At 40.0% G+C, this 17,576-nt stretch carries 15 protein-coding genes; 10 read left to right on the top strand and 5 right to left on the bottom strand.

Annotated elements, in window-relative coordinates; translation table 11 throughout:
- Nucleotides 1-19: 19 nt before the first annotated feature.
- Complete coding sequence (locus B3R63_RS08965) at nucleotides 20-1,657, bottom strand: MFS transporter (protein WP_286729878.1); 1,638 nt, start codon at nucleotides 1,655-1,657, stop codon at nucleotides 20-22.
- Between the two features lie 463 nt (nucleotides 1,658-2,120).
- Here B3R63_RS08965 and B3R63_RS08970 point away from each other — a divergent pair, with 463 nt between their 5' ends.
- A complete protein-coding gene (locus tag B3R63_RS08970) occupies nucleotides 2,121-2,288 on the top strand; it encodes an NF038215 family lipoprotein (RefSeq protein ID WP_005018716.1) in 168 nt (55 codons plus the stop codon).
- 268 nt (nucleotides 2,289-2,556) lie between these two features.
- On the opposite strand, the gene B3R63_RS08975 is transcribed toward B3R63_RS08970, so the two are convergent.
- Entirely contained in the window at nucleotides 2,557-3,012 is a 456-nt protein-coding gene (locus tag B3R63_RS08975) for a DIP1984 family protein (protein ID WP_286729881.1), read from the bottom strand.
- 186 nt (nucleotides 3,013-3,198) lie between these two features.
- Here B3R63_RS08975 and B3R63_RS08980 point away from each other — a divergent pair, with 186 nt between their 5' ends.
- A complete protein-coding gene (locus tag B3R63_RS08980) occupies nucleotides 3,199-3,822 on the top strand; it encodes a LysE family translocator (RefSeq protein WP_265768723.1) in 624 nt (207 codons plus the stop codon).
- Nucleotides 3,823-3,887: 65 nt separating this feature from the next.
- Here the strand turns inward: B3R63_RS08980 and B3R63_RS08985 are convergent, their stop codons facing one another.
- Nucleotides 3,888-4,244 (bottom strand): hypothetical protein, encoded by a 357-nt coding sequence (locus B3R63_RS08985; protein ID WP_005018724.1) that lies wholly within the window; start codon nucleotides 4,242-4,244, stop codon nucleotides 3,888-3,890.
- A gap of 144 nt (nucleotides 4,245-4,388) precedes the next feature.
- Nucleotides 4,389-6,449, bottom strand: a complete 2,061-nt coding sequence (gene metG / locus B3R63_RS08990; protein ID WP_286729884.1) for a methionine--tRNA ligase — start codon at nucleotides 6,447-6,449, stop codon at nucleotides 4,389-4,391.
- 366 nt (nucleotides 6,450-6,815) lie between these two features.
- Between metG and apbC the strand changes: the two genes are divergently transcribed.
- From apbC to B3R63_RS09030, 8 genes are all read left to right on the top strand, one after another.
- Nucleotides 6,816-8,045 (top strand): iron-sulfur cluster carrier protein ApbC, encoded by a 1,230-nt coding sequence (gene apbC / locus B3R63_RS08995; RefSeq protein ID WP_248132435.1) that lies wholly within the window; start codon nucleotides 6,816-6,818, stop codon nucleotides 8,043-8,045.
- Nucleotides 8,046-8,266: 221 nt separating this feature from the next.
- Complete coding sequence (locus B3R63_RS09000; RefSeq protein ID WP_005018733.1) at nucleotides 8,267-8,443, top strand: hypothetical protein; 177 nt, start codon at nucleotides 8,267-8,269, stop codon at nucleotides 8,441-8,443.
- 246 nt (nucleotides 8,444-8,689) lie between these two features.
- On the top strand, nucleotides 8,690-9,283 hold the full coding sequence (locus tag B3R63_RS09005) for a LysE family translocator (protein WP_005018736.1): 594 nt from the start codon (nucleotides 8,690-8,692) through the stop codon (nucleotides 9,281-9,283).
- A 116-nt stretch (nucleotides 9,284-9,399) separates the two neighbouring features.
- Nucleotides 9,400-9,969 carry a dCTP deaminase gene (gene dcd, locus B3R63_RS09010; protein WP_005018739.1) on the top strand — a complete coding sequence of 190 codons (570 nt, stop codon included), beginning with the start codon at nucleotides 9,400-9,402 and terminating at the stop codon, nucleotides 9,967-9,969.
- A 246-nt stretch (nucleotides 9,970-10,215) separates the two neighbouring features.
- Entirely contained in the window at nucleotides 10,216-11,679 is a 1,464-nt protein-coding gene (locus B3R63_RS09015; protein WP_286729888.1) for a hypothetical protein, read from the top strand.
- A gap of 9 nt (nucleotides 11,680-11,688) precedes the next feature.
- A complete protein-coding gene (locus B3R63_RS09020) occupies nucleotides 11,689-12,345 on the top strand; it encodes a hypothetical protein (protein ID WP_005027633.1) in 657 nt (218 codons plus the stop codon).
- Between the two features lie 33 nt (nucleotides 12,346-12,378).
- Nucleotides 12,379-14,655, top strand: a complete 2,277-nt coding sequence (locus B3R63_RS09025; protein ID WP_286729891.1) for a DUF6160 family protein — start codon at nucleotides 12,379-12,381, stop codon at nucleotides 14,653-14,655.
- A 29-nt stretch (nucleotides 14,656-14,684) separates the two neighbouring features.
- Nucleotides 14,685-15,752 (top strand): hypothetical protein, encoded by a 1,068-nt coding sequence (locus B3R63_RS09030; protein WP_286729893.1) that lies wholly within the window; start codon nucleotides 14,685-14,687, stop codon nucleotides 15,750-15,752.
- Between the two features lie 38 nt (nucleotides 15,753-15,790).
- On the opposite strand, the gene B3R63_RS09035 is transcribed toward B3R63_RS09030, so the two are convergent.
- A complete protein-coding gene (locus tag B3R63_RS09035) occupies nucleotides 15,791-17,506 on the bottom strand; it encodes a proline--tRNA ligase (protein WP_248132427.1) in 1,716 nt (571 codons plus the stop codon).
- Nucleotides 17,507-17,576: the final 70 nt, after the last annotated feature.

Here is a 17,576-nt window from a genome sequence, read left to right on the forward strand (position 1 = left end):
TTTAACTTGCAGATTGTGTCTATGTCTGCATGCGTCTTGCAACAATCTTCATCCGGACAATAATAAACAGTCCCCAGATTAACAGTACTACAGCAAACAGCCCGTTCAGGGCAATAACATCATTATAGGCCCGGACTTGTGCTTCGCGGGTTACAACTTGATTCAAGTTTCGTAATGCTTGAGTTTGTGCGAGTACTATATCAGGTGACTGAGCAGCTGTGGTTGCTTGGTACTGATGTAAACGCTGGCTAATCAGTGGATCGGTTCTGTCCATTTCTAAAGTAATTTCAGCTTTGTAGTTTTGGGTACGATGCTGTTGGTAGGTATTGAAAAATGAAGAACCGACCAGTCCGCCAAAAGTCTGAGTTGCAGAGAACAGCACAATGAAGGTAACGACATGCGATGGCCCTTGTGCTAGTGTTTTGGCAAAACCGGCCAGTAGCAGGGGGCCAATAAAAACACCACCTGCAAACCCAACCAGAAACTGACTGGTAAAGAAATTGGAAGGCCGTACCTCACTGGTCAGATGATAATCGAGACCACATGCCACCAGGATTAAAAACTCAGCCAGTACCAGATGTATAATAATTCGCTCTCTGGAAAAGGTTAGAGCGCTAAAAAGTGTACCGGACAAAATACCTGCTCCAATAACGATATACAGTGGCACAAACTGGTCTGGCCCCATACCTACCGTTTTTAAAAAACTGACAGCGGCATAACTTTGTTCCGACATGAGCAGACGAATGGCAAAAGCGCCCAGAATAAAATGTAAAATTGCTCCTGTACTCAACCAGCGCGTCATAATAAGCGGGTTGACCCGGTAGTGTTCATAAAGTAATCCGGCGACTAACAGGGTAAGACCAGCAATAAGCACATATGCCAGCCATTCACTATTAAACCACCACAAGATTGGTCCCTGAGTAAGTACTATACACAGGCAGGCAAAACCTGGAGCAAGTAATAAAAAGGTAAAAAAGTCCTGTTTTTCAAAAACATAAATTCTTAGACTGCGTGGTAATTTTAATGAAACTACCATTGCCAGACAGCAGATGGCTAACCCTAGTTCAAAAGTGTAAAGTACCATCCAGCTATGAGTATCGACCAGGTAAGGTGAAATAATCCAGGCTAGAGGCAAGCCAAGCTGCTGAAAACCAAAAGTAATATAAATACCTTTGGCCATATCTTCTTTCTTGAAAGCTTGCATAACATAATACATACCCAGAGAACTGAGCGGCGCGGCAGCCAGACCGGCAATAAAACGGGCAAAGAGAGCCATTTCATAGGTATGTACTAAAATATGCAGAATCAGAACTGCAATAAAAGCAATCAGCCCGACTTCTGAAAACAGACGTAAACCATATTGTTGTCGGGCTTTAAATAAAATCAGGTTTGAGCTGACATTAGCCATAACATAGGCTGCTGGTAGCCATGCCGCTTCTGATAGGGTTAAACCATATTCTCCCTGGATGATAGGTAAATTGGCAGTGATAAAGCCATTACTCAAGCTGGCCGCAATGGCTACAAATAATCCAATAAACAGATAAAGAAAACGCTTTGGGCGTGAGTGGGCGATTGCTGCTGGAGAACCAGGTAAGGTCGGGCGTTCATCCGGTGTCCAGTCCGGTGGAGTTTCTATAAAACGTGGTGTTTTATCCATACAGCTTCCCAGTTTTAGAACCCAAGGTTATAAACCTTAAGTTCCACGCATATTTCCCTATATTAAGGCGACCGTCAACTCTATAAATAAAGCTTCAAACAAAGAGTGAGCTTATTACAAATCATAGCTTTCTCGCTAATTGAATTTTTAAGTATTAAAAATGATGGAGAGTTCGACTAGGCATATATTGAAAGCTATATACTGATATGTAAGTAAGTTTTTTGTTGAAACTCTAAAGCTTTAGTTAAATATAAGACACTACAGTATAAAAAGAAAACTGCATTTATACTTTTCAAAGGGGCAGTTTTGAGCATGCTCCCTATGGTTTTCTGCAAGTTCAAGGAAGGCTAAAGTAAATATAAGTTTTATATAAAAGTTTACTTATTGAGGCTGTTTGCTGAGCGATGACTGTTGTATTATTTTCAGTATGAAACAATAACAACAACAAAAAAGGAGTGCCAGTATGGAAAAGCAGTCCCCAATTTTTTATCTATTTGTATTAATGCTGCTGAGCGGATGCGGTCAAGATCAGCTGAACAAACCGGTAACTCAGACACCCCTCAGTATTGCAGGTACGCCTGTATATGAGCAGCATTACCGTTTGACAGATACACAAACAGCTAGGCCATAAGATAAATTATATCCTTACAAGAAAGTTAGCTGAAAAAGAAAGGAAGGTGGGCATATTGTCAGTACGCGGTAGTGCCAACTAAAGAGTAAGAGATAAAAGATGAAAAGTGCTACGTCAGACTAATGAAGTATTGAAGTAGACGTCTTACCTCTATGCAAGGGTTTGTCTTATTTAAAACCTTACAAACCGGATAAAAAGGTCTTGTACTCGCCCAATATGCCCGAACTTTGAATATTGTCCTGTTTTTAAAAACAGATCAATAAAATAATCAAATGAGATCTACTTGCCAGTTTGATGCTTGAATTTCCAGATTGTTCTGACGCAATTTCTGACTGATCTGGTCGGCCTGTTTTTGTAGATCGCTGACAGAGACTACTTTTATCCAGCGAATTTCACTGGAACTGTATCTTGCAGATTCACGCCGTGTACTGTCAATTGCCTGTTGAAGAATACGATGCTGACTAATCAGGAAATCCCGTTCATTTAAAACATCCAGTAAAGCTTTACCCTGAACGGTTTGGGCCTGGGCATTAGTCATGTGAATCCGTTTAATCAAATCATGCAGCTCAATGTTGATTGCAAATGCTTCTTTTAGCAATTGCTCGGGGTCTTCACTGGGCTGGTCGCCTTCTTGTATCAGTACATTGTTATTAATACGTTGCTGCAAAGATGCAAGCTTGGTCTGTAAATCACTTCGCAGTATCAACGCTTCGGCAAGTTTCATGAGATAAAGTTATACTCTGCTATTTTCTTAATATAAAAATATTCTGAGTCTTTATTTAATACCATACAATTTCAGTTTGTATCTTGGCTGCTGTATGTTTTCTAATAAATTGATAGACTAACTCTATGCACTTCGCTATAAAGACCACAATTAAAGATTTCTCTCTAATGATTTGAGGACACGCTTGTGGAATCGTTATTTATTATAGGTTCAATTGCACTAGCTCTGATGCTGGGCGCAATAAGTCCGGGCCCAACATTTATTTATGTGGCAAAAAATTCAATTGCGATTTCACGTAAGCATGGCCTGTTTACTGCACTGGGCACAGGGACTGGCGCAGCATTGTTCGGTTTTCTTGCTGTTATGGGGTTACAAGCCATATTGCTGGCTGTGCCTTCAGCCTATTTTATTTTGAAAGTCTGTGGCGGTTTATATTTACTTTGGCTGGCTTATAAAATTATTAAGTATGCTAAAGAACCAATGGGTAGTACCTATGGAACAGTTCAACCGATGAGCTATGCCCAAGCTTATCGTTTAGGCCTGATTACACAGTTAAGTAATCCTAAAATTTCTATTATTTTAGCCAGTATTTTTACTGCGCTCTTACCTAAAGAAATACCTGCCTATTTTTATGTGGTTTTACCTCTGCTGTGTTTCTTTATTGATGCTGGCTGGTATTCTCTGGTAGCTGTTGCATTATCTGCCGAGAAGCCACGTCAGGTTTATTTAAAGTTTAAGGCTATTTTTGACCGGATTGCTGGTGGTGTGATGACATTATTAGGTCTTAAATTAATTTTTGGGATGAAGTAATACTTTCTTTTTTTATAAAATAATAAGACCTTTTTAAAAAGCCCCTCACTTGAGGGACTTTTATCTTATTTTCTACAGTTCGGTTGAGAAAGGTCAATCACTTGAGAGCCTTCTACACGGTAACCAATTTGACCAACAAGAAAAGCCTGATTTAATTGAGTAATAACTACATCAGAAAGCGCTACAGAGCACGGATTTTTTTCAATGGCACGATCAATAGCAGTTTTAAAGTTTGGTATGCCTAGTGGAAATAATACAACAGGTACTTTATCTTCACCTGTAACGCGTTCACCTTTAATAAACTGATTAGAGTTTAAGTTATAGTTTTTGGTTGAAGCAACCGTCATATCTGCAATACGCATCGTACAACCTGTAATTGCAATAGTTGATGCAGCTAGTGCAATTACTAATAGATTTTTCATATATTCCCCGGATAATTGTAATAAATGAAAAAACGCAGGTATTTTTTAATAATTTAGAATAAATTTCAATAAATTAATTATACTTTTAAATAAAAAGGCCTCTATAGTTGCTATAAAGACCTTATGCAGTTTAAGTGTTGAGTGTTAAGACACTTTATCACCCGGTTTAGCGCCATTCTCAGGTGAAATTACCCATACACCTTCGCCATTACCTGCTGCCAGAACCATCCCGTTAGAAACACCAAAACGCATTTTACGTGGGGCCAGGTTTGCCACCATAACAACTAATTTACCTTTAAGATCTTCAGGTTGGTAAAACTCACGAATTCCACTAAATACATTTCGCGGTTCAGTTTCGCCAACATTTAAGGTAAGTTGAAGAAGCTTATCAGACCCTTCTACATGCGCAGATTCTAAAACTTCTGCTACACGCAGGTCAACTTTTATAAAGTCTTCAATACCAATAATGTCTGCTTCACCGACTTGAGCTTCAGCTTTTTTCTCTTTGGCTTTTTCTTTTTTCTTCTCTACTTTAGCAGGCTCTGCCACAGGTGCTCCTAATGACTCTTTAGATGCATCAACCATTGCTGTAACTGCTTTTGGATCAACGCGTTGCATCAGCGGCTGGAATAATTCAATTTCGTGATTTACCAATATTTGCTTACGGGATTCAAAGTTAAAACTCTCAAGCTTCAAAAAGTCTTGAACCTGTTGAGCTAATACCGGAAGTACGGGCGCCAAGTAAATTGCCAGTTGGCGGAACAGGTTAATACCGACAGAACATACATTATGAACTTGAAGCTCTTCACCTTCAATTTTCGCAAGCGCCCAAGGTTTTTTCTCATCAATATACTGATTTGCACGGTCAGCCAATGCCATGATTTCACGAATAGCAGTCGAGAATTCACGGGCTTCATAAGCCTTCGCAATCGAATCGCCAGCTTCAATAAAACTCTGTACCAGCTCAGGTTCAGCACATTCAGCAGATAGTTTATGATCAAATTTAGTATTAATAAACTTTGCACAGCGGCTGGCAATATTAACCACTTTTCCAACTAGGTCAGAATTTACCTTCTGAATAAAGTCGTCCAGGTTAAGGTCGGAATCTTCTACTTTGTCTGAAAGCTTTGAAGCAAAATAATACCGCAGGTATTCAGGATTTAAATGTTCCAGATACGTTTCTGCTTTAATAAAGGTCCCACGAGATTTTGACATTTTCTGTCCATTAACAGTCAGAAAGCCGTTTACAAATAAACCTGTAGGGGTACGATAATTAGCACCTTCAAGCATGGCAGGCCAAAACAGGGCATGGAAATAAACGATATCTTTTCCAATGAAGTGATATACCTCATTTTCAGAATCTTTTTTCCAGAAATCATCAAAATTTAAATCTGGGCGTTTGGTCTGAATATAGTTTTCAAAACTCGACATATAGCCAATCGGTGCATCTACCCAAACGTAGAAGTATTTATCCGGTGCATCTGGAATTTCGAAACCAAAATAAGGCGCATCACGGGAAATATCCCAGTCTGAAAGCCCTGCATCAAACCATTCATCTAACTTGTTGGCAATTGAAACCGGTAAACGTCCTGAATCACGAGTCCATGTCTGCAGATATTCTGAGAAGTTAGGTAATTTAAAAAAGTAGTGATCTGAAGATTTCTCTACTGGTGTCGCGCCGCTTAAAGTTGATTTTGGATTAATCAGCTCAGTTGCATTATAGGTCGTTCCACATGCTTCACACGAGTCACCGTATTGGTCTTCCGTTTTACATTTTGGGCAGGTACCTTTAATGAAACGGTCTGAGAGGAACATGCCTTTTTCAGGGTCAAATAGCTGAGTAACCGGGCGAACCGCAATATTTCCAGCTTCACGGTTTTTAATATAGATTTCTTGAGAGCGTGCTTTATTCGTGTCGCTATTGGTAGAGTCATAATGATCAAAGTGAACCCCAAAGCCATTAAAGTCACGAATGTGTTCTTTTTGCACATTGGCAATCTGTTCTTCCGGTGTAATACCATTTGCCTCGGCACGTAACATAATTGCTGTACCGTGAGCATCATCTGCGCAGACATAAGTCACGTCATGGCCCATTGCACGCATAGCACGAACCCAGATATCCGCCTGGATATAACCAAGTAAGTGTCCCATATGGATGGGGCCATTAGCGTAGGGAAGGGCGTTAGTGACTAAGATATTACGCACAGATTGACTCTCTCATTCGTATTCATTATTTAAGACGGTCAATTTTACCTGATGAGCGAAGGAAAACAAAGCAAGGCTTTATTTAACAGTAAGTCTCACGCTGTAGTTAATTAAAGAAAGAAAAATGAGTTTTCAAAGAAAATAAGACCAAATCTTTATTTGATGAATAAAGGCAGAGATAATTAAAAAGAATTGAATAGAACTAGATTTAGAAAAAAATTAGAAACCAGCAGCTATAAAGCTGACTAAATTACTTGGAAATTAGAGGCTTTTGTCTGTCTGGCACAGAACAGCTATTAACCTTCACGACACTTACAGGTAAACTAACCCTATTCAGCAGAAATGGTCCGGTTTGGAGTCAAAGTTATGTCATGGTTTTCTTCATTAAAATCAGTATTTTCACCAGCTAAAGGGGTGAAGGAAGAAGAAATCCAGCAGGTACTGCAAAATTATGTGCTGCCGCATTCTAATAACCGTTTGCAGGACCGTATTACCCAGTTGCAATTGCATGAGGCAACCCTGCAACTGACCATTAAAACATATCCTGAAGAAAAGCCTTATCTACAGCAATTACATGATGAACTGGCTGACCAGTTAGAAAAATGCGGATTGCAAGAACTGAACCTGCATGTAATTCAACAAAAAAATAATCTCGCAGCTGCCACCCCTGCTCAAGACAACCAGAGTGAGAAAAGTTCTTTACCGCCGGTAGTGGATGCTTCAGCTCAAGTCAGTCCTAATACTGCGCCTGACAATGACCCGAATAATCTACCTATTGAAAAAGCTGCGCCCCAGCAACGCGATGTACCAAAACATTCACGTATTCAGAATATTATTCTGGTCTCTTCTGGAAAAGGTGGGGTAGGCAAGTCTACAACAACTGTTAATCTGGCGTTAGCGTTACAGAAACTGGGCTTAAAAGTTGGAGTACTGGACGCCGATATTTATGGGCCGAGTATTCCGACTATGCTTGGCAATGCTGGACATACGCCTCTTATTGAAGCAGAAAATTTTGTTCCTCTTGAAGCCTATGGCATGGCCGTACTTTCAATCGGCCATTTAACCGGAGATCATAATACACCTGTAGCGTGGCGTGGTCCCAAAGCTACAGGCGCACTGATGCAGCTATTTAACCAGACTTTATGGCCTGAACTGGATGTTCTAGTAATTGATATGCCACCCGGAACAGGGGATATACAGCTTACATTGGCTCAGCGTATTCCAGTAACAGGTGCTGTAATTGTAACTACACCTCAGAATGTAGCATTAATGGATGCCACTAAGGGAATCGAACTGTTCAATAAGGTACAAATTCCGGTATTAGGTGTAATCGAAAATATGTCTACACATATCTGCTCAAATTGTGGTCATGAGGAACAGATTTTCGGTACAGGTGGAGGTGACCAGTTGGCAGATCAGTACCAGATCTCGCTGCTTGGGCGTCTTCCACTCAATGTTCAGATCCGTGAAAATGCCGATGCCGGTAAACCTTCTGTAATTGCAGAGGATGAGGCAGCTGAAAGTTATATTGAAATTGCCAGAAAAATTGCTGAAAAACTGCCTCAACATAGTCGAGATGAGAAGCGCATCTTCTAATTTCGATATTCTGAAAGCAAAGCCTTCTTGATACGGCAGGGTGAAGTTCAAGAAGGTTTTGTTGCTTAATATTTTAAAATAACTAAAATTAATTAAGTATTTACTCTAGAGTGACTGCCAAGTCAATTTGGAAATTTTCGCCGTTTTTATCATTTTTTCTTTATTAGCTCCCCGCTAAGCTCTCAGCTGTTTTTTTAACTGTTATTTTTAGAGCTAATCTTATGAAAACTCTCCTGAAAGTTTTACCTCTCTCTTTAGGTATACTAGTCGCGGCTGCTCCTATAATAAGTTCTGCTACAGTAGTTTATACTCCTTCATTTCCTGCTTCGAAAAAAACTGTGCCTGTTCAGGCAGCTGAGGTACAAAATGCAGGAATTACTACAGAAGCAGCTGCTTAATATTTCAACTACCTAGCTATAAATAAAAAAGGATCAGAGCTGATCCTTTTTTATTTATAGTCTTTCGAACAGAAGAAGTGACTCAAGCGTTCTATTTGTATTTTTTCTTACAAATTATTGTATTTAAAATATTTATATAAATAACACTCGGTGGTAAATTCTATTTTATAAAGGCTCCTAAAATTATATTTTGCGAGAGTTTATAAACTCCTTTAATCTTCGCTCACTCAATAGTGAGGTGACTCTATGATTTCATGGCTTTTTATTGGCCTAGTGGCAAGCGTGCTGCTTACACCAGGACCGACAAATACTCTACTAGCCTCTTCTGGAATCCGGCTTGGGGTGCGACGTTCTGCACGTTTAATTCCAGCAGAAGTTTTAGGTTATATTATTGCCATTACTGTCTGGGGCACCTTGATTGATACAGTATCAGCTACCCTGCCGATCCTGCCAACTTTATTAAAGCTTTTAAGTGCGTTTTATATTATTTTTCTGGCAGTTAAACTATGGAAAACTGCAAATGTACAGCTTGATCTGAACCAGCCTGCGATTCGTCCTCGTGAGCTATTTGTAGCGACTCTACTCAATCCTAAAGCTTTATTGTTTGCTTCAGCTATTTTTCCGGTTGCTGCATGGGTCAACTGGTCTATCTATGCTGTGCATATGGGAGTTTTTCTGGCTCTTATTGTGCCGATTGCATTATTCTGGACTTTTATTGGTTCAAGTTTGAATACCCCAAAAGTCCGGTGGTTAAATCAGCGTAATCTACAGCGAACGGCTTCCTTGATTCTGGTCAGCTTTTCTATTCCACTAAGCTACTCGGCTTTACTGAGTCTGTAATAATATTCAACATGCATACGTATCAAGGCTTGTAGCTGATCTTGTTTTCATTGGGACAGATTTAAGTTAAAGTACAGCGCAATAATTGATTTTCAGTATTTTTGGATAGAAACAAGATGGCTATTAAGTCTGATCGTTGGATTCGCGAAATGAGCGAAAAACACGGCATGATTGAACCGTATGCAGAAAACCAGGTCCGCCTCGATGAAAATGGTCAAAAACTGATTTCTTATGGTGTGTCTAGCTATGGCTATGATGTTCGCTGTGCACGTGAGTTTAAAGTTTTTACAAATGTCCATTCTGCAATTGTTGATCCAAAAAATTTCGATGATAAAAGTTTCATCGATATTGAATCAGATGTCTGTATTATTCCACCTAACTCGTTTGCTTTGGCCCGTACGGTAGAGTATTTCCGTATTCCACGCAATGTACTAACAATTTGTCTGGGTAAATCCACCTATGCACGCTGCGGTATTATTGTTAATGTCACGCCGCTGGAGCCAGAGTGGGAAGGCCATGTTACGTTAGAATTTTCAAATACTACCAATTTGCCAGCACGTATTTATGCAGGTGAGGGTGTTGCTCAGATGCTATTTTTTGAAAGTGATGAAGTGTGTGAAACTTCTTATAAGGATCGTGGCGGGAAATATCAGGGGCAACGAGGTGTGACTTTGCCAAAAGCATAATTCAGGTTTCATTTATAATAAGTAGGCGGATCATTTGAATCCGCCTATTTTTTTACAATTCATTCATCGGAAAACATGTCTTTCAAGGCTATTTTTTTTGCAATTACATTTATATTCAGCATAATTAACTTTAAAAGATCTAGGTATAAGTACTGTTATAGCAATAATTGAATAAAGCTAGAAATACCAAGATATCGAGGAATAAAAATAAATGATGCGGAGCATCAGATAAAAAGGAAGACCGAGATGATTCATCATTGGAAGACTACAGGATTTCGTATGTCCTGTTTGGCCGCTATGGCCGGCTTATGCTTGACCCAAACTGGTTATGCACTTGAATCCTTGTCTGATGACCGTTTAGCTGAAACAACAGGAGAGGGAATAGCACTTCTTCCCGAGAATTTTAAAATGGTCTTTCAGGGACCCAATGATCAGTCGGCAGCTTCAAGTTATAACCGTTCAAATATTACCGATGCAGCTAAGTATGATACAGGTTTCATCCGAATTATTCCGACGGGTGAGAACTATGAACAACTTAAACTAACCGCCGCACAAGCTGCAGCAATGCATAATAAAGCAGACATTTTTATCTACGGTCTGGCTTTATCAAAATCCAATTCAGACTTGAACCAGAGGTTCAGTAATCAGGGGTTTAACTGGGGAGATGCTGCAAATCCATGGTTATTCCGTGCCGGAACAGCGACCAATATTAAACAGTTCGCTGCAAAAAATCCTTCTGGTGATATCAGCTATCTAGCTCTAGAAGCTCCCCTAGTTAAAGTTGATGCCGATGAATCAGATAATAATATCAAGCTGGGTTTCTGGCTGGATGCTTTTTCACGCTCTTGGGATTCCTCTAATACATTAAATCCCATTACGGGAGCACCGATTCCCAAGCCAACTTCTGATAGAAATGATCAGGATCTTGATAGAAATCAAAGACTGCGGATGCAATTCGTAGCAAATGGCCTGAGCCTAAATGGGTCTCAAGTCCGTTTATTTCAGACTCAAGCTTCAGACAATACCCAGCATAACCAGTCACTTGGTATGGCTAATATTATCCGGTTGAATACCAATGATAACCCATCCACTCTCAAGATAAGTGACTCAGAAACCAGCCGCAGTGCTAAAGCTATACGTTTGAGTACAGCAGCTATTCAGGAGGGTACGGCAGCTACACCAGCTTTGGATAAATCTTTCGCGCCAATTTTTAATGATCAGGAAGGTTTATATCTGTACAGTCCAAACCTTAATCTGGTCTTGGGTAATATGTATCAGCCTTTTGTTCTAGGTTCTGAAGGAAACAATATTATTCTTGAGGTCACCCGCATTCCGAATGTGCCGGAAATCTATAGCCAGATTTATACTTTTTATAATGATACAGATAAAGATACCAAGCTTGAGGGTGCTTTAACCGCAGCTTCTTTTAAGGGCTCAACCTGTAATGTGGCTTATTGCGGTTCGAATTTATCTGATGTGAAAGCCGGTACCTCAACTATTAAATATCAGGGCACAAATGCTACTCATAGCAGTATCTCGATTGGTAGCGTAACACGTGATCCAACTACAAATTTACTTAAAGCAAATACTGATAGTAATGCTACAGGTGTGGTATTCAGAGGACCATCCAATACGATGACTAATTTAGGCTCTGCGGTGATTGACGGGGTCATGATACAGCATCTTAAATTCAAGACGACCGGGCTATAGGAGAAGTATATGTTAAATAAATTTAATTTATTATGTGCTTTAGTCCTTTCATCTACAGCGCAAGCAGAACTTATAAATCTCGATAATGAGGCATTGTTGAATATTACAGGTCAGGGGGGAGCTGATTTAAGCTGGACATTGTCGTTAAACCATCAGTATGCCAATAATATGAGTCTTAAAAATATTTCTGAATATGATCCACAGGGAACTGTAACTCAGGCTTTTTATTCTTATCAATGTGTTTCAGATATTTTATGTCGATTCGCTTTTTCACCCAACAACCATACCGAAAACGGCAGTCAAAAATGGCTGGTATTTAAACAGTTACAGGGTACTCTTCAAATAGATAAATTCTCTTTAGATGGTTCTACAATTCTAAACCGGGAGGGTGAACCGCAAACTGCACTGCAACTTACTTTTTATGATGACCATCCGTTAAAAGTCCGTAATTTGGGCTTTAAAAGTCTTGCAGTAGAAAGCGGAAGTGAAGGGTATTTAAATGATAAAAAGTATACAACTTACGATGGCGGCAAGCTGGTTCCGAGATTTGATCAAGGAGGGGAACAAGGCTTTATGGGAGTGAACATGCATGGGAACCTGCATATGTCAGGTAATCTGAAGATTTTCAGTTATAACTGTGCGGGCACAACGACAAGTCGCTGTTAAAAGAAAAGAGAGCTCATCAATAAGGATGTTGAAATGAGAAAAATAACAAAATTAAAGTGGCTCAGTGTCTGTATATTTATGGCACAGCATTCTTATGCATTGCAGCAACTTTCTGATACGTCATTAAGTACAGTCACCGGTCAGGATGGTATTTCTATTACTCATGAAGTATCTAAAGTGGTTGTTGATCAAGCGAACTGGGTAGATTATTCCAACACTGGAAAAATGAAACTAGGTTTACATAATGTCAGAGTAGAGGGAACCCATCAGCAGAATATCAACAGTACTTTAGATATTGATGTTGGAAAAACTGAGCGGGGCGTAGGAATAAAGATACAGGGCAGTATTTCACCTTTTCAGGCGACTGTCGAAAAACTGATGCTGATCTGTGATACTAGTTGCACGAACACCGTGGCTCAACAAAACCTGGGTTCCTTGAGCCTCGCGACTATCTCGCCACTTATTTTTAATCTGGAAACAACAGCGGGCTTGTTTAACCGTGACGAGAAAGCTCATCTGGATTTCAGACTACAAAATGCCAGTATTGGTTATGGCTTGAATGGCCATAATCTGACCTTGAAAGATTTAAATTTTAATATTTCAGCGGATGGATATATGTATATCGACCCGACAGAAGGAATTGTACTGGCCACAAAAAGTAAAAATGGAGCCACAGATCATGTAATTGAACTGGGCCGGGTTTCTGATCTAACTGATGTTCATTCAAGCCGGAGTGATGCTACTAACCCTGGAGTAAACCTAGATTTACGTTACGGTTCTGACCCCGCTAACCAGAAAAACCTGATCCGTATGGGAGCATCAGGTGCTTTAACCAATGGCAAGATTTTTCTAAATGCTGACCAGACAGGACTGGCAAATTTTAATACAGTTAATGCTACAGATTTGAAAGAAACAACACGTAAAGCACAAGGGTATGATACCAAAGGTGGATTACACTTAGGGTTGGCAGCAGAGTTTACCCGTCAGGGAAATCCATTACTTACTGCTAATCATCAGGCTACAACTCTTGAGTTAGGTCATACGGGTAAAGGCAGTTATGCGATCGAATTTTCTAACTTGTCTCCCTTGGCCATTCGCAATGCAAATAGTATAACTGCTTATAACACCCAAAATGCTTATATAGACTTGGGTGATATCTATATTAATGCTGCCCAGACACCTACATTAAGTTTTATCATTAATGAAAATATGAGAAAGGTATTGGGTGAAACAGCAGTTGAACTGGTCTATAACATAGTGCCATCCGGTACTACACAAAATATTGCCTTACTGGCTATGCGTGGTATGGACTTTCAGGCGATTGCCCGTAAAGCAAGATTCATTTCTGATAATTCTATGGCAGCATTAACCAATCAAAGTGCGGAATGGGGTATTGGTATTCCTATTTTTAACTTAAATACCAATCTTGCCCTATTTTCTAAGAATTATAGTTACCACGGAAGCAGCAAAGCCGGGTTAGGCTATAACCTGGCTTTGTCTACAGAAGGTTATGGCATTGACCAGAAAACCAATACGCCTAGTACTACCTCGCTTATTATTGTTGATGGCGCAAGAGGTTCGCATGGTGAAGAAGTAAATTATTATGCAGGTTTCAGAAATATAGATGCGTATTTAAAATCTGATGGTGTCATCGGATTTGAAGATGAGGGAATCTACATTAAGGCTGACCACTTGTTACTCGCTGCTAAAGCAGAAGTCGCAATTGGCCAGTTACCTGGCTCTTTATATAATTGTCCGGCTGGGGTAACAAGCTGTGATAAAAAGGTAGTACCCATTGATAACTTTGCTCGCAAAAATGATGTTTTAACCTCGTTGGCATTTAAACTGGATGGTAATGGTGAGTTGTTTATTATTCCGGGTATTAACCCGACTGAAGGGAATCTGGATAGCAATTTTTTAACTCTAAAGGCAAATTTCGATTTTAGCGAGTTAAATACTTCACAAAAGCAAGAGCCTTCAGTGCTAGGAAGCTATGTAAGTCTGATTAATGAAGACATAAGGCCAGATGGCACGTCTAAAACTTCAAGCATAAATATCAATAAAATGCAGGGTAGTGTCGGTCTTGAATCTAGAGTCTATGTAAAGCAGGATACCGTGAAGGTAGACAGTCAAATACAGTTTAACCGCCCTTCTACATTAATGAGCCCTGGACAAGTTAATACATTGAATGCAGGTAAGATTTTTAAAGCAGAGATGGCGATGTCCCCTTCAGGTAGCATGCAAAAGATTGCAGACCTTGCAATTACGGGTGGCACCATGCGTAGTACTTTAGGTATTACTCCACGCTAGATTATAAAAAGAACAGATAAGGAAAGATAATGAAAAAGACAGGATTAGGTATTTTGTTTGTCTCTATATTAAGCAGTTCAACCCTCTATGCGATGACAGAGTTAGATGACAATGCCCTCTCACAAGTTGAAGGGCAGGCTTTATTAAATTTAACATATAATCAAGGCGTAAACTCTGGCCCTATGCAGCAAAGCAATATGGGATTTTATCGTTTAGGACTGGCTGCTGAATTATCTCTGAATGCCAATATTAAGAAATTACAGTTAGGATGCGGGGGAAGTAAGGGAGCAGGCTGTGATATTGATATTGATAATATTGCTCTGACTGGAATAAATCCTGTAGATGGTTCATATGTAAACTCAGATTTTGTCTTAAATAATCCTTTCATTGAATTTGCTATTGATAATCCTAATTCAGCAGCCACACGTCAAGTGGCTGGTTTCCGTCTGGGTGCACTTTCAGCTTTAGGTATGATGAGTATAGGTTCAAATAATAATTTAAAAAATTTAACAGATGATAAAGGTATTAATAGTTTAAGTGGAGATATTGGAGTACGTGTAACTAATGCAATGATGAATGATGTGAGAGCTTGTATAGGTTTATACGCAGGAGATTTTTGTCTAGGAGGTGAACTAAAAGGTACAGCTAATGTAGCAAATTATACCACTACACTAATTGCAAACAGATCATCTTCATTCGATTTAACCAAGATGACTGCACAAGCTTCTAGTTCTTTATTGGGATTGAAACTTGAAAATGTTAATATGTTAGGAATCCCTTATGCAACTGTACATAAGTTAGTTATTGCTGGAGAGGATGGTAAAGGTACTAGTAATGCTTCTCTCTCATTACAGAATAAAGATATTTATTGGCAAAATGTAACTGATGGCTCTTGGAAAGAAAATAGCGCTCAAAAAGGTTGGTGGATGTCTATTCCGGAGACGCAGTTTACAAATTTATCAGTAGATGAAACTATAAGATTAAATGGAGTAGGAGCAGTTTTTGGAGCACTATTTAAAACAGCAGTAAATATGGATGGAGTAGACTTAGGTCAGCTGCCTATTTCTAACTGTTACGGTGGCCTTAAATTTTGCTAATAAAAAATCCCGCATTGAGCGGGATTTTTTATGGAAACCTATTTAGCAAGTTTTGCCAGTAATTCATCTTTGTTAATGTTAACTGATTCTGTATCCGTACGGCCTTTATATTCAAAAGTACCTGCATCCAAGCCTTTTTCACCAATCACAATTCGATGTGGAATACCAGTTAGCTCCAGGTCAGAGAACTTAACGCCTGGGCGCTCATTACGGTCATCTAGCAGTACATCAAAACCTTGAGCCTGTAGTTCAATATACAGTGCTTCAGCGGCTTCCAGAGTGCGTGGCGACTTATGGGCATTCATTGGTACAATCGCTACTTCAAAAGGAGCAATGGCAGCAGGCCAAATGATACCTTTTTCATCATAGTTCTGTTCAATTGCTGAAGCAATTACACGAGTTACTCCAATACCATAACAACCCATAGTAACGGTAAGTGGCTTGCCATCTTCTCCCAAAACTTTACAGCCTAGCGCTTCAGAATATTTTTTACCAAGCTGGAAAATATGTCCGACTTCAATACCACGCTTAATTTGTAAAGTACCTTTGCCATCTGGAGATGGATCGCCCTCTACCACATTACGCAAATCATAAACTTCAGTAAATGATGCATCACGTTCCCAGTTCACTCCAGTTGCATGTTTGTCAGCTTCATTCGCTCCAGCAACAAAATCTGAAAGTATCGAAGCAGCACGGTCAACAATTACGGTAAGCCCTTTCTCGACCAGCCCTTGGGGACCAATGAAGCCGGCAGTCAAGCCCAGTGCGGCAATTTGTTCTTCAGTCGCGAAAGTGAGCGGTGCAGCAATCAGTGGATGCTTCTCTGCTTTAATTTCATTAAGCTCATGGTCGCCACGCAAAAATAATGCAATTACAGGTGAGTGACCTTTTTCATCGGCGATACCCTGCACGAGAAGTGCCTTAACAGAATGGGCAGGATCAGTGTTCAAGAAAGTTGAAACATCTGCAATGGTTTTTTGATTTGGCGTGTCTACAATTTCGAGTGCTTGAGTAGGCGCTGCACGTTCTCCCACTAAAATAGCCTCTGCCATTTCAATATTGGCTGCATAATCCGACTCTGTTGAGAAAGCGATATCATCTTCACCACTTGAAGCCAGTACATGAAACTCATGTGAACCTGAGCCACCAATAGAACCTGTATCTGCTTGTACCGGACGGAAATCGAGTCCTAATCGACTGAAGATCCTGCAGTAAGTTTCATACATCACATCATAGGTTTCTTGTAGGGATGCCTGGTCAACATGAAAAGAATAGGCATCTTTCATGATAAATTCACGTGAGCGCATAACGCCAAAGCGCGGTCGAACTTCGTCACGAAACTTGGTCTGAATCTGGTAAAAATTGATTGGCAACTGCTTGTAGCTTTTAAGCTCATTACGCGCCAGGTCAGTGATTACTTCTTCATGAGTCGGACCGAGTACAAACGGGTTAGTATGACGGTCATTGAAGCGCAGTAATTCCGGACCATATTGTACATAACGGCCAGATTCTTCCCAGAGACTGGCGGGCTGGGTCACGGGCATAAAAGTTTCCAGAGCACCAGCCCTGTTCATTTCTTCACGTACAATCGCCTCTACTTTATTCAGCACACGTACGCCCATCGGCAACCAGGTATACAGCCCTGAAGCCAATTTACGAATCATCCCAGCTCTTAACATGAGCTGATGCGAAATAACTTCTGCATCATTTGGGGTTTCTCTTAACGTTGCAAATAGAAAGCGGCTTGCGCGCATGAAAACAGTCCTAAAAGTGAGCATTGTAAAAATAAGATTATACGACAAAAGATGAGATGAATATTTCATC

Origin of the sequence: Acinetobacter sp. UBA1297, from assembly GCF_002307755.1 — a bacterium.
GTDB classification, from domain to species: Bacteria; Pseudomonadota; Gammaproteobacteria; order Pseudomonadales; family Moraxellaceae; genus Acinetobacter; species Acinetobacter radioresistens.